Annotated in this window: 13 protein-coding genes; 5 read left to right on the top strand and 8 right to left on the bottom strand. The window is 67.7% G+C overall.

The annotated features are described in order from the left end of the window. Positions 1–10: 10 nt before the first annotated feature. From pth to V8J38_RS06485, 4 genes are all read right to left on the bottom strand, one after another. On the bottom strand, positions 11–616 hold the full coding sequence (pth, locus tag V8J38_RS06470) for an aminoacyl-tRNA hydrolase (protein ID WP_338578372.1): 606 nt from the start codon (positions 614–616) through the stop codon (positions 11–13). A 127-nt stretch (positions 617–743) separates the two neighbouring features. Then, entirely contained in the window at positions 744–1361 is a 618-nt protein-coding gene (locus V8J38_RS06475; protein ID WP_312218132.1) for a 50S ribosomal protein L25/general stress protein Ctc, read from the bottom strand. 150 nt (positions 1362–1511) lie between these two features. After that, positions 1512–2576, bottom strand: coding sequence for a hypothetical protein (locus V8J38_RS06480; RefSeq protein ID WP_338578373.1), 1065 nt, complete (start codon positions 2574–2576; stop codon positions 1512–1514). Between the two features lie 109 nt (positions 2577–2685). Beyond that, positions 2686–3621: a ribose-phosphate pyrophosphokinase gene (locus V8J38_RS06485; RefSeq protein ID WP_291776246.1), complete on the bottom strand. Its 936-nt coding sequence runs from the start codon at positions 3619–3621 to the stop codon at positions 2686–2688. A gap of 211 nt (positions 3622–3832) precedes the next feature. On the opposite strand from V8J38_RS06485, the gene V8J38_RS06490 reads away from it, so the two are divergent. Together V8J38_RS06490 and recN are read left to right on the top strand one after the other, a co-directional pair. Next, positions 3833–4696 carry an outer membrane protein assembly factor BamD gene (locus V8J38_RS06490; RefSeq protein WP_291776244.1) on the top strand — a complete coding sequence of 288 codons (864 nt, stop codon included), beginning with the start codon at positions 3833–3835 and terminating at the stop codon, positions 4694–4696. Positions 4697–4791: 95 nt separating this feature from the next. Beyond that, complete coding sequence (gene recN / locus V8J38_RS06495) at positions 4792–6489, top strand: DNA repair protein RecN (protein ID WP_338578374.1); 1698 nt, start codon at positions 4792–4794, stop codon at positions 6487–6489. Positions 6490–6523: 34 nt separating this feature from the next. Here the strand turns inward: recN and V8J38_RS06500 are convergent, their stop codons facing one another. The 4 genes from V8J38_RS06500 to V8J38_RS06515 form a co-directional block, all read right to left on the bottom strand. Beyond that, on the bottom strand, positions 6524–7444 hold the full coding sequence (locus V8J38_RS06500) for a cobalamin biosynthesis protein CbiG (RefSeq protein ID WP_338578375.1): 921 nt from the start codon (positions 7442–7444) through the stop codon (positions 6524–6526). A 74-nt stretch (positions 7445–7518) separates the two neighbouring features. Next, a complete protein-coding gene (locus V8J38_RS06505) occupies positions 7519–8061 on the bottom strand; it encodes a hypothetical protein (RefSeq protein ID WP_338578376.1) in 543 nt (180 codons plus the stop codon). Between the two features lie 3 nt (positions 8062–8064). Then, the gene (gene xth / locus V8J38_RS06510) at positions 8065–8850 is read right to left on the bottom strand and encodes an exodeoxyribonuclease III (RefSeq protein ID WP_338578377.1); all 786 of its coding nucleotides are present in this window, start codon (positions 8848–8850) and stop codon (positions 8065–8067) included. Between the two features lie 108 nt (positions 8851–8958). Continuing rightward, the gene (locus V8J38_RS06515) at positions 8959–9888 is read right to left on the bottom strand and encodes a hypothetical protein (protein WP_338578378.1); all 930 of its coding nucleotides are present in this window, start codon (positions 9886–9888) and stop codon (positions 8959–8961) included. Positions 9889–10001: 113 nt separating this feature from the next. On the opposite strand from V8J38_RS06515, the gene V8J38_RS06520 reads away from it, so the two are divergent. The 3 genes from V8J38_RS06520 (at position 10002) to V8J38_RS06530 (ending at position 12421) form a co-directional block, all read left to right on the top strand. Next, positions 10002–11075, top strand: a complete 1074-nt coding sequence (locus V8J38_RS06520) for an MBL fold metallo-hydrolase (protein ID WP_338578379.1) — start codon at positions 10002–10004, stop codon at positions 11073–11075. Further along, on the top strand, positions 11072–11845 hold the full coding sequence (locus V8J38_RS06525) for an enoyl-CoA hydratase (RefSeq protein ID WP_338578380.1): 774 nt from the start codon (positions 11072–11074) through the stop codon (positions 11843–11845). Before V8J38_RS06520 ends, V8J38_RS06525 begins: the two co-directional genes overlap by 4 nt. A gap of 63 nt (positions 11846–11908) precedes the next feature. Next, entirely contained in the window at positions 11909–12421 is a 513-nt protein-coding gene (locus V8J38_RS06530; RefSeq protein ID WP_338578381.1) for an N-acetyltransferase, read from the top strand. Positions 12422–12440 lie beyond the last annotated feature (19 nt).

Here is a 12440-nt window from a genome sequence, read left to right on the forward strand (position 1 = left end):
CGGGAGAGGGTTATTCGCCCTTGGCCGCCTGCCTGGGGCTGAACTTCGGCGCGGGGGCCAGGCGCATGACTTCGCCCTGATAGCGTTCGTCGTCGCCGTTCACCGCGAAGGGCAGGGCGTCGGCGCAGGCCTGCAGCATCGCATCCAGCCACGGCTTGTCGGCCTTATGGAAGTCGCCCAGGACGTGGTGCATGACCAACTGTGGCTCGCCAGGATGGCCGATGCCCATGCGGGCGCGGCGGAAGTCGGCGCCCAGGTGGCTGATCAGGCTGCGCACGCCGTTTTGGCCCGCGGCGCCGCCGCCCTTCTTCATGCGGAAGCGGCCGGGGGCGAGGTCGATCTCGTCGTGGAAGACGATGACGTGCTCGGGCTTCACCTTGTAGAAGCGCGCCGCCTCGCCGACGGCCCGGCCGCTCTCGTTCATATAGGTCTGGGGCTTCATCAGCAGGACCTTGGTCCCCTCGACCTCGCCGTCGGCGACGATCGACTGGAACTTGGCGCGCGCGGGGCCGAAGCGCCAGCGGCTGGCGATCTCGTCCACGGCCATGAAGCCGATGTTGTGGCGGTTCTTTTCGTATTTGGCGCCGGGGTTGCCCAGGCCTGCGATGATGATCATGCGGTCCTCATGCCCCGTGCTTCAGGCAAAGAAAAGCCCCGCCAGGCGAACCGGGCGGGGCTGTGTCTCGCTGTTCAATCCCCTCAAGCAGCCCTGCGTCGCGCGCAGGGCGATAGGGGAAGAAACGTCAGGCTTCTTCGGCTTCGCCTTCGACGGTGGTGTCGCCGGCGTCCGACTGGCCCGCGGCCGAGTTCTTGATCGCGGCGATCATGAAGTCGCGGTCGGCGATGGTCGGCGCGGCGCCTTCCGGCAGTTGGATGTCCGAGATGCGGATGTTCTCGCCGATCTCGCGGCCCTTCAGGTCGACGACCAATTCCGACGGGATACGGTCGGCGCGGACCAGGATCTCGACCGTGTGGCGCACGACTTCCAGCATGCCGCCCTGACGGGTGTAGGGCGCTTCGTCAGCGTTGATGAAGGCGACCGGGATTTCGATCTTGATCTCTTCCTTGGCGCCGACGCGCATCAGGTCGAAGTGCAGCGGACGGTCGGAAACCGGGTCGAACTGGATGTCCTTGGCGATGACCGGCTGCGATTCCTTGCCGTGCTTCAGGGTCACCAGGTGGCCGATCAGCTTGCCGGTGTACAGCGACTTGCGGAATTCACGCTCGTTCACGGAGATGGCCACCGGGGCCTTGTCGCCGCCGTACAGGACGCCGGGCACAGCGCCTTCGCGACGCGCGGCGCGGGCGCCGCCGGTGCCCACGTTCTCGCGGACATCAACGTTCAGAATGATCTCGGCCATCGGGCTCGCCTTCAATACAAGTAAACGCCTGCGCGGAACCGGGTCCCGCGCGGCGGGGTCATGAACCCTTCGAATTCAAGAGCGCGGGCTATTACACGGAACACGGGGCGGACGCAACTGCTCCGGCCGCGCCCGCGGCGATAATCGACCTCAGCCGTGCGGAGAGGCGGAGGGTGATGACTGGTTCTGAGCCTGGGCCATCGGCGCAGGCGCGCCAGCAGGCGGCACGGCCACGGTGATGGTCGGCATCGGGCCCGTATATTGGGCCGTGCACTGGGCGAGGTCGCGCACCACGTGACGGCCGGCGCAGAAGATGTCCTCATAGTTCGGCCTGGAAGCGGCCAGACACTGGAACAGCATCAGCTTGGACATGCTGAAACAGAACTCATTGTTCGATTCGGTCGTCAGGGCGTCGGTATTGGCCTTGGCGTCCTCGCCCGCCGCGCCTAGGGCCGCCAGGGCGGCGATGGCCAGGGAGTTGACGATGGCGGGGGTAAAGGGGGCCCCGCGCTGAGCGGCGGCCAGGTTCAGCCCCGAGCCGCTGTTGGCGGCGGCGAACAGGCGGGCGCTGTCCTCGGCCGACGGCAGGCGCGGCGTGGCCGACAGGGTCTTGGCGCCTTCCAGGCGGCCATCGCGGTTTGCGACGGGCTGGGTGGCCCAGCGACGACGCGGATCGGTGCGCTCCTGAATGGTGTAGGCGTCGCCTTCCACCGCCTCGGCGAGGGCGGTCATGGTCGCGGCGTCCTTGCCCATGGTGCTGGCGATCAGGCCGGCGGCCGATTCGGCGCCCGGCAGGGTGGCGGCGTAGGCGGGATCGGCCACGATTCGCGCCACCATCTGCTGGCGCTGGGCCGGGTCGGCGGCGTACTGGCGCACGCCGGCGACATAGTCGGGCGACTGCAGGGCCAGGATGGCGCCATAGGCGATCATGCCGCGCGACAACTGACCGGCCTCGACGGCGGCGCCCTTGCGCAGGGCGGCCTGGATGGATTCGGCGTCGGGGAAGCCGGCCTGGATCGACCCGACTTCACGCACGAAGGCCACATAGACTGACGCGGCTTCAGCCACGCTCTGATTCAGAGCCAAGGCGGGGGGAGGCGGCGGCGGAGGCGGAGGCGGCGGCGCTTCCGGTTCGGGCGTCGAACAGCTGGCCAGGACGGCGGCGGCGGCGATAGCGGCGACGGAGAGGCCGCGGCGCAAGAAGGCCTGGGGCATCGGCGGTCTTCCCTTGTTCTTAAGCGATACGCACTTGGAGGGGCGTCCGAGGCGCGCGGCGCCCCAGACTACAGACCCTTATATCGCGGAGGGAATGGTTAGCCGAACCTTAATCGAACAGCTTTGAGACCGACTCTTCGTTGGCGATCCGCCGAATAGCCTCGCCCATCAGCGGAGCCACGGACACGCGGCGAATCTTCGAGCACTTCAAAACTTCGTCAGGCTGTTCGATGGAGTCGGTGATCACCAGCTCCTTCAGGGGGCCGTTGGTGACGCGATCCACGGCCGGGCCGGACAGGACGCCGTGGCTGATGTAGGCCGAGACCTCGGTTGCGCCGCGATCGATCAGCGCCTTGGCGGCGTTCACAAGAGTGCCGCCCGAATCGACGATGTCGTCGAACAGGATGCAGCGGCGGCCTTCGACGTCGCCGATGATGTTCATGACCTCGCTCTCGCCCGCCTTGGGGCGGCGCTTGTCGACGATGGCCAGGTCGGCGTCCAGGCGGCTGGCCAGCGAGCGGGCGCGCACCACGCCGCCGACGTCGGGCGAGACGATCATCAGATCATCGCCGCGCGGATAGTTTTCCTTGATGTCCTGGGCCAGCACCGGCGTGGCCACCAGGTTGTCGGTCGGGATGTCGAAGAAGCCCTGAATCTGGCCTGCGTGCAGGTCCATGGTCAGGACGCGGTCGGCGCCCGCACGGGTGATCAGATTGGCGACCAGCTTGGCCGAGATCGGCGTGCGGCCGCCGGTCTTGCGATCCTGACGGGCGTAACCGAAGTAGGGCATGACCGCCGTGATGCGCCGGGCCGAGGCGCGCACCAGCGCATCGGTCATGATCAGCATTTCCATCAGGTTGTCGTTGGCCGGATAGGAGGTCGACTGGATGATGAAGACATCCTCGCCGCGCACGTTCTCCTCGACGACGGCGAACACCTCATTGTCGGCGAAGCGTTTCACCTGGGCCTTGGTCAGCGGCATGTCCAGGTGCGAGGCGATGGCCTGGGCCAAGCTCCGGTTCGAATTGCCTGCAAGCAGCTTCATTGACCGGTCATCCTTTCGCCGTCATCGCCCCGCCAATAGTCGCGGACGCGTTTCTGGACGCGCTCTCTAGGCGGCGAACGGGGCGGCGTCCAGCCGTGTTCCGGTCGTATCTTCGATTTCAGCCGATTGGCTTGGGCGCGGGCGCTGTTATAGAGGACGCATCCTGCTAACGAGGGCGCGTGTCGCGTGTCCGCGTCCCGAAGGCATCTTGATGAGGTCGCCCTTGCTCGCTTCGAAGTCTCGTACCGGCCTGACCCTGTTGACGGTCGCCGTCGCGGCCCTGTCGCTCTCTGCCTGCGCCGGCAACAAGCCGCGCCAGAAGCTGGCCTATGAGGAGCGTCCGGTCGAGGCTCTCTACAACACCGGCTATCAGCGCCTGCAGTCCAAGCGCTGGATGGACGCCGTCGACTATTTCCAGGAAGTCGAACGCCAGCACCCCTATTCGGAGTGGGCGCGTCGGGCGATCCTGATGCAGGTCTACGCCTATTATCAGAACAACAACTATCAGGACGCGATCGCGGCGGCTGACCGCTTCATCGCCCTGTTCCCAGGCAATCCGTCGGCCAGCTACGCCTTCTACATGAAGGCCGTCTGCAACTTCGAGCAGATCGTCGATGTGGGCCGGGACCAGGGCTATGCCGAGGCGGCGCTGGCGGGGCTGCGCGACGTGGTGCGCCGTTATCCCGGTTCGACCTACGCCACCGACGCGCGGGTCAAGATCGACATGGTCAATGACCAGCTGGCCGGCAAGGAAATGACCGTCGGCCGCTATTATCAGCGGGCCAACCAGCCTCTGGGCGCCCTGAACCGCTACAAGACGGTCATCAACAACCCCGATTTCCAGCGTACGTCGCACACGCCCGAGGCCCTGTATCGCCTGGTCGAGGTCAATCTGAGCCTGGGCCTGACCGAGGAGGCGACCCGCAACGCCGCCGTCCTGGGCCACAACTTTCCGGGCAGCCCCTGGTACGCGGAGGCCTACGCCCTGCTGAACGAGCGGGGCCAGAGCCTCGACGTCAAGCCCGAAGGCAAGCGCGAATCCTGGCTGCAACGCCTGATCCCCGGCGGCGCCTGATCCGGTCGCAGAAAGGAGCGCGGGGCGTGATTAAGGCGCTGCGTTCCTGTTCTGTTTCCGGCTAGGATGCGGCGAAACCTCGAATCAGATCGCCCATGCTGACCACGCTCTCGATCCGCGACATCGTGCTTGTCGACGCCCTGGACCTGGAGGTCGAGGCGGGCCTGACCGTGCTGACCGGCGAGACGGGGGCGGGCAAGTCCATCATTCTGGACGCCCTGGGCCTGGCGCTAGGCGCGCGCTCCGACGCCGGACTGGTGCGCAACGGCGCCAAGCAGGCGTCCGCCACGGCCGTCTTCTCTGCTCCGGATGACGAGGCGCTGATCGCCCTGCTGTCCGAGCGGGGCTTCGAGGCGGCGCCGGGCGAGGAACTGATCCTGCGCCGCGTCGTGTCGGCCGACGGCCGCAGCCGCGCCTATGTCAACGATCAGCCCGCCGGGGTGGCGGCGCTGCGCGAGATCGGCGCCCTGCTGGTCGAGGTGCACGGCCAGCATGAGACGGTCGGCCTGCTGGACTGGAAGACGCACCGCACCCTGTTGGACAACTATGGCGGGCTGCAGCCGCAACTGTCGGGCGTGGCCGGGGCGGCTGAGCGTCTGAAAGCGGCGCAGGCCCATCTGGATGAGCTGGAGGCGTCCGCCGCCGAGGCCGCGGCCAAGGCGGAGGAGATCGCGCTGAATCTGGCCGACCTCGACGCCCTGGATCCCAAGCCGGACGAAGAGACGGAACTGGCGGGCGAACGGGCCATCCTCGGCGCGGCGGAAAAGGCGGTGGCCGATCTGGCCGATGCGCGCAACCTGCTGGGCGGGGACAAGTTGAGCCAGCGGCTGGCCTCGGCCCTGCGCGCGGTGGAGCACGCGCGCCAGCGGGCGGTGCAGGCGGGCGCCGAGGGGGAAAACCCCATCATCGCCAAACTGGGTCTGGCTGCTGAAGCGGTCGACCGCGCCCTGGTCGAGGCGACCGAGGCCGTGGCCTGCGTCGACGCCGCCGCCGACGCCTTCGACTTTGAGCCGGGCCGTCTGGACAAGGCGGAGGAGCGGCTGTTCGCCCTGCGCGCCGCCGCTCGCAAGTTGAACACCCCGGTTGAGGCTCTGCCGGCGCTCCGGATGCGCCTGCGTGAACAACTGCGTCTGATCGAGGACGGGGAAGAGGCTCTGACCAAGGCCCGACGCGACGTCGCCGCCGCGATAGAGGCCTATGATGTGGCGGCCCTGCTGCTGACCTCAGCGCGCGAGGCGGCGGGGGACCGGCTGGTCGCCGCCGTCATGGACGAACTCGGCCCGTTGAAGCTGGAGCGCGCCCGCTTCCGGGTGACGCTGGAGCTGATCGAGGGGCGTCGCGGCCCGCTGGGCGTCGAGACGGTGCGGTTCGAGGTGGCGACCAACGCGGGGACCGCCTTCGGCCCGCTGGATACGGTGGCCTCGGGCGGGGAACTGGCGCGCTTCGCTCTGGCGATGAAGGCGGCTCTGGCCAGCCGCGAGGACCAGCGCCAGCCGGTCATGATCTTCGACGAGGTGGACCAGGGCGTCGGCGGCGCCGTGGCCGAGGCCGTAGGCGGACGCCTGCAACGCCTGTCGCGCGGGGCGCAGGTGCTTGTCGTGACGCACAGCCCGCAGGTCGCGGCGCGCGGCCACGCCCACTGGAAGGTCCGCAAGGCTGACGTCGAGGGCCATACGCGGACCTCCATCGACGTGCTGGAGGAAGGCCCGCGTCAGGAAGAGATCGCGCGGATGTTGTCCGGCGCCGAGATCACCGATGAAGCGCGGGCGGCGGCAAGAGTTCTGATCGGCTGACCTCTTCCTTCTCCCACAAGGGAAGAAGGAGGACTCAGACCCCCAGGATCCAGCCTTCTTCGCTTTCGACCTGGGCGATCAGGGCTTCGTCCGCGCCGGCAGGCGGTGCAAAGGCCTTCTGCAGGTCGCCCGCATCGTCCATGCGGGCGAAGGCTTCGGCGGCGGCGCGGACCTGGGCCTGGGTCTTGTATTCCTTGACGCCCTCGGCGTTCACGCCGCGCTTGGCTTCATAGAGGGCGGGCCAGACTTCAACGACGACGGCCGACAGAGGCTCGATGTCGGCCTCGGTCAGTTCGCGCCAGCCTGTGCCGAAGGGCCAGACGGCGGCCGAGGCGCCCAGAGTGTCCAGCAGGTGGCGCAGCATGGGAACGCCGACCAGGGTCAGGCCGCCGATCGCGCCGGCGCCGTGCATCTGCCAGACGCTCTTGGGCGGCAGCTTGTCCTTGCGCGCGGCCAGTTCCGTGGCGCGGAACTCGGGGATGTCGGCGCCGGCGCCTTCGGGCGGCTTGGTCGTGGTCAGCCAGCGCTGGGCCTGGCTGGCGGGCGCGCCCCAGAAGGGCCAGGGCTCGTCCGTCATCAGGCGGTTCATCTTGGCCGCGACCTGATAGCGGTTGTTCGAGTTGTCGGCCTTGTCGACGATGTTGGCGGCCAGGAACTTGCCCATGGCGTCCCACGGGCGGCCGTCCAGCTTCAGTCGCGCGGCGGTCCCGGCCGGGAAGCCGAAGTCGAAGTCGAAGCCCACCAGCACGCGGTCGCCGCGCTTGCGGTGTTCGGCCAGCAGGTCGGCGATCAGCTTCTCGCCCTCGGCGCGCGTGGCGACGTTATGCGTCTCGGCATACAGGCGGAAGCGCACGTCGCGCTTGGCGACGCCGATCCACAGGGTCTGTTCGCCCAGCTTCTTGCCCTCGGCGGCGGTCCAGTTGGCGATGATGTAGGCGTCGAAGAGGCGGGCCACGGGGGCTCCTGAAGAAAGAAGCAAAAAGAGAGACGAGGGGTTCTAGCCGCCCGGACTCAAGCCGTGAAGGGCGATCAGCGTTGCATCAGGGCTTCGACGTGCGACAACCAGCGGCGCCCCAGCCGCAGGCCCTCGCCCGGAGAGCGGGCGCCGCTGGTCTTTTCGGCCTCGGAGGCGGGGGCGGTGCGAGAACCGTTCCACAGGGCCAGTTCGAACTCGGCGTTGTGGGGATCGCTGAAGATCAGCCGCAGCACGACCAGTTCGGCGTCGGGCGCGTCCAGGTCGATCTCCTTGCGCATCTGGCCGCGCAGGACGCGGGCGACGACATGGCCGTCGACGATGATCTCGGCGCCCAGCACCTCTTCAAAGGCGTAGACCAGCCCCATGGCGCCCCGGTTCCACAGGACGACCAACTGCCCGCCGTCGAGGTCTAGTCCGGCGGCGCGGCCTTCGTGGGCTGACAGGGCCACGGTGTCGGCCGGGGCACCCAGCGCCTTCTTCATCGCCCGTCGCAGTCGCCGTTCGGACTCCATCCACCAGGAAAACAGCAGGACGCCGGTGGTCAGGAAGGCGGCGATCAGGGCGATCAGCAGAATGGCCCTGAACGTGTCGCCCATGGATCAGGCCTCCAGATCCAGATCGACCACGACGGGGACGTGATCGCTGGGCTTTTCCATGTCGCGCGCGTCGCGGTGCGTCTCGATGGCGCGGAAGCGGTCGGCGGCCTGGGGCGACAGCATGGCGAAGTCGATGCGGATGCCGTGGTTCCTCTGCCAGGCGCCCGCCTGATAGTCCCAGAAGGTGAAGGTTCCGGCCGGTTCGCGGCCCAGTTCGTGGGAATCGGCCAGGCCCAGCCATTTCAGCGCGCGGAAGGCTTCGCGGCTTTCCGGTTGGAACAGGGCGTCCTCGGCCCAGGCGGCGGGGTTCTTGGCGTCTTCGGCCTCGGGGATGACGTTGTAGTCGCCGCACAGGGCCAGCGGTTCCTCCAGCGCCAACAGTTCGCGCGCGTGGTTCTGAAGGCGTTGGAACCAGGCCAGCTTGTAGGCGAACTTCTCGGTTCCCAGTGGATTGCCATTGGGCAGGTAGATGGAGGCGACGCGGATCGGGCGGGGCGCTTCGATCAGGGCTTCCAGATAGCGGGCCTGTTCGTCCGTCTCGTCGCCGGGCAGGCCGCGCCGCACATCCGACAGCGGGTATTTCGACAGAAGGGCGACGCCGTTGTAGCTCTTCTGGCCGTGAGTCTCGACGTTGTAGCCCAGGTCTTCGAAGGCTTCGCGCGGGAACTTCTCGTCCACGCATTTGATCTCCTGGAAGCAGGCGACGTCGGGATTGGCGGCCTGAATCCACTCCAGCACCGTGGGCAGGCGGGCGTTGACCGAGTTCACGTTCCAGGTGGCGATGCGCATGGGACGCAAGGCTAAGGTGAGCCGCTTCATTCGGGAAGAGGGGCGGACAAAACAAAGACGCCGCCGGATTGCTCCGGCGGCGTCTGAAACTTCAGGCTGAAATCAGAGTCAGCTGTTCGGCGCAGCGGCCGGAGCCGTGGTCGTCAGCTTGCAGCCGCCGCCGACTTGCTGAGCGGTGGCGCAGGGGTAGACCTGCTGCACGGCCTTGGCCGTGTCGAAGCGAACGATGACGCCGTCAGCGCCGTTGCAAGCGGCTTCATAGAAGGAGCCGTTGGCGTTCTTGCCCATGTAGCGCGCCTGGCTGACGTCGCAGGCGGCGGCTTCGGAGCCGGCCAGCCAGCCCTTCAGCGTGGCGACCTGCTCGGCCGGCGTGGTGAAGCGGCACGTGGCGTTGGCCGAGACCAGCTCCATGCAGGAGGAGACTTCCCAGCCTGAGGCGGCCTTGTTGATCTGGGCGCCTTCGACGCCGGCGCAACCGACTTCATAGACGACGGCGCCGCCGGGCTTGGCGCCGATGATGGAGCCTTCGTCGACGGTGCAGGCCAGGCCCGCTTCCTTGGCGAAGGCGGTGATGACGGCCATGGCGTTATCGTTGGCCGGCAAGCTGCATTGCGAGCCCACGTCGGCTTCCGGATCACGTGCACGGGCCTGTTCGGCCGAATAGGCCAGCACCATGCAGTCCGTCGCTTGAGGCGGGGTCGAGGTCAGCAGCAGGTAGCCAGGACCTGCGGCGCAGGCGACCTCATACAGCGACTCCTTGTTGGTCGACTGGCCCAGCAGTTTGGACTCGGTGATCTGGCAGTTGGTGTTTGTCGCGGTCAGCACGCCCTGGGCCCCGGCCTGGATTTCCTCGGCGCTGGGAGGCTGAGGCGCGCGATTCGGTCGCGTCCGTCCACGTGAGACGCGCCCTCCGGCGGCTTCGGTCACCTGCGGACCGTCGGGGTCTTGGGGAGTTTGCTGGGCGAACGAGGGGGCCGCGAGGCCGGAGATGAGGACCGCCGCGCTCAGGGCGACGAAGGTGCGGGCATTGCGAGACACGGGGACGCTCCAATTGAACAGAGAGTTTATCCCTGACCGCCAGTTCAAGCCCGGTCAAGAATGGACGCCATCGAAAAGGCTCTCTAAAAGGACGGTTGCAATTGGAGACGGACTTGGCTGACGGCGACACCCTGACAAGTTCCCGGACGGAGCGCGGGCTGAATTATCCCTTTGAAGCCGCGCCGGCGCCCGGCGAGGCGACGCGTGTCGCGCCCGGCGTGCTGTGGTTGCGCCTGCCGCTGCCCATGGCCCTGAACCACATCAATCTCTACGCCATCGAGGATGAAGACGGCTGGGCCATTGTCGACGCCGGTCTGGCCACGGATGCGTCGCGCGAAGGCTGGAGCAGGACGCTGACCGGCGTCCTGGGCGGCCGCCCCGTCACCCGCGTCATCTGCACTCATATGCACCCGGATCATATCGGCCTTGCCGGCTGGCTGTGCGAACAGTTCGATGCGCCGCTGCTGATGTCGCGGACGGAGTATGTGACCGCGCGACTGCTGATCGGCGATGAGGCGTTGGGGCCTCCGGCGAGCGCTGAAGCCTTCTATCGGGCGGCGGGATGGTCGGACGAACAGGTGGCGCGCTGGCGGGACGGCTATGGCGGGTTCGGCCGCATGGTTCAGGATTTTCCGCGTGATTACCGCCGGGTGCAGGACGGCGAGATCCTGAGCATCGGCGGTGATGAATGGCGGGTCGTGATCGGCGAAGGGCACAGTCCGGAGCATGTCTGCCTGTGGCGCGAGACGGACGGCGTCTTCATCGCGGGCGATCAGATTCTGCCGCGCATTTCCTCAAATATCTCGATCTGGCCGACGGAGCCGCAGGCCGACCCGCTGGGCGACTGGCTGCGCTCGCTGGCGGCGCTGAAGGACAGGCTGCCGGGCGATCTGCTGGTGCTGCCTTCGCATGGGGAGCCGTTCTACGGCGTGACCTTGCGGCTGGAGGCGTTGATGCGCGGGCATGAGGTGGCGCTGAAGCGGTTGGAGAAGACGCTGCGGACGCCGTGTCGCGCCGTGGACGTGTTCGGCGCTTTGTTCGCCCGGCCGGTCGGCGACGCCGTATTGGGCATGGCGACCGGCGAGGCGCTGGCGCACCTCAACTATCTCGAACGCCAGGGACGAGTCCGCCGCGTGCGGGACGGGGATGGCGTGGATTGGTGGAGCCTTTCGGAGACAGGCCAATGAGCGAACATATTCGGACCCAGTTGGACGGCGGCGTCCTGACGGTCGTCTTCGACCGTGCGGACAAGAAGAACGCCATCACCCAGGCCATGTATACGGCTCTGGCCGATGCGACGGAGAAGGCGAGGGCCGATGACGCCGTGCGCGTCATCCTGTTCCGCAGCGAGGGGGATTCCTTCTCGGCGGGCAATGACATCGCCGACTTCATCGCCATCGGCCAGACTGAGGGCGATCTGGTCGAGATGGGGGTGTTCCGTTTCCTGAAGGCGCTGGCCGATCTGGACAAGCCCGCCGTGGCGGCGGTGCGCGGCCGGGCGGTGGGCATCGGCCTGACGCTGCTGCTGCATTGCGACATGGTGGTGGTGGCCGAAGACGCCCTGCTGTCCGTGCCCTTCGTGAATCTGGCGCTGGCGCCGGAGGCTGCGTCTTCGCTGTTGCTGGGAGCCAGTATCGGCCACCAGCGCGCCTTTGAACTGTTCGCCCTGGGCGAGGCGATCGACGGCAAGACGGCTCTGGCCTGGGGTCTGGCCAACCGTGCTGTTCCGGCTGATCAGGTCGATGCGACGGCGGCGGGATTGGCGGGCAAGCTGGCGGCGCGCGCGCCCAACTCGATCCGCAAGACCAAGGCCCTGATGCGCGACGCTGAGCTGTTGTGGACGGTGATGCAGCGCGAGGCGCAGGCCTTCGGTTCGCAGATGCGCAGCCCAGAGGCGATGGAGGCCTTCATGGCCTTCAGCCAGAAGCGCGCGCCGGACTTCTCCCGGGTGGGCTGATTTCGCGCCATTTCGCCGAAGATCGCGATTGATTCGGGGGGCGCGGGGGACTAGGGGCCGCGCATGAACGCCGCGCCCGCCTCCGCCCCGCCTGACGACCCGCAGTTCGCGGGGGCGATTACACGTGAGACGACAGCCGATGCGGCCGCCGTCGACGCCCTGGTCATCGCCGCCTTCGGCCCAGGCCGTTTCGCCAAGACGGCCGAGCGGCTGCGCGAGCGCGCGCCGCTGACGACCGGGTTCTGTCTGTATGAAGGCGGACGCCTGATCGGCTCGGTGCGACTGTGGTCCATCATGGCGGGCGAAGCGCGTTCAGTTTTTCTGGGCCCCATCGCCGTGGACAAGGCCAGCCGGAGCACCGGACTGGGCGGTGAACTGGTGCGCGTCTGCATCGAAGAGGCGAAGAGGCTGAGGCTGGACGGCATCCTGCTGGTCGGCGATCCGCCCTATTTCTCGCGCTTCGGGTTTAAGCCTGCACCGGACGCCGTGCTGCCGGGGCCGGTGGATCAGCGCCGGGTCATGTGGCTGCCCTTCACCGAGACGGCGCCGGTCGGAGCCGTTCGGCCCGACGCCTGAGCCGGGCGCGGCCTTCCTT

Origin of the sequence: Brevundimonas olei (assembly GCF_037055245.1) — a bacterium.
Classification (GTDB): Bacteria; Pseudomonadota; Alphaproteobacteria; order Caulobacterales; family Caulobacteraceae; genus Brevundimonas; species Brevundimonas olei.

Excerpts from the sequence above, each read along its gene's own strand:
- V8J38_RS06480 (WP_338578373.1), bottom strand. The coding sequence starts at position 2,576 with ATGCCCCAGGCCTTCTTGCGCCGCGGCCTCTCCGTCGCCGCTATCGCC.
- recN (WP_338578374.1), top strand. The coding sequence starts at position 4,792 with ATGCTGACCACGCTCTCGATCCGCGACATCGTGCTTGTCGACGCCCTG.
- V8J38_RS06525 (WP_338578380.1), top strand. The coding sequence starts at position 11,072 with ATGAGCGAACATATTCGGACCCAGTTGGACGGCGGCGTCCTGACGGTC.
- xth (WP_338578377.1), bottom strand. The coding sequence starts at position 8,850 with ATGCGCATCGCCACCTGGAACGTGAACTCGGTCAACGCCCGCCTGCCC.
- V8J38_RS06490 (WP_291776244.1), top strand. The coding sequence starts at position 3,833 with ATGAGGTCGCCCTTGCTCGCTTCGAAGTCTCGTACCGGCCTGACCCTG.
- pth (WP_338578372.1), bottom strand. The coding sequence starts at position 616 with ATGATCATCATCGCAGGCCTGGGCAACCCCGGCGCCAAATACGAAAAG.
- V8J38_RS06530 (WP_338578381.1), top strand. The coding sequence starts at position 11,909 with ATGAACGCCGCGCCCGCCTCCGCCCCGCCTGACGACCCGCAGTTCGCG.
- V8J38_RS06485 (WP_291776246.1), bottom strand. The coding sequence starts at position 3,621 with ATGAAGCTGCTTGCAGGCAATTCGAACCGGAGCTTGGCCCAGGCCATC.
- V8J38_RS06505 (WP_338578376.1), bottom strand. The coding sequence starts at position 8,061 with ATGGGCGACACGTTCAGGGCCATTCTGCTGATCGCCCTGATCGCCGCC.
- V8J38_RS06475 (WP_312218132.1), bottom strand. The coding sequence starts at position 1,361 with ATGGCCGAGATCATTCTGAACGTTGATGTCCGCGAGAACGTGGGCACC.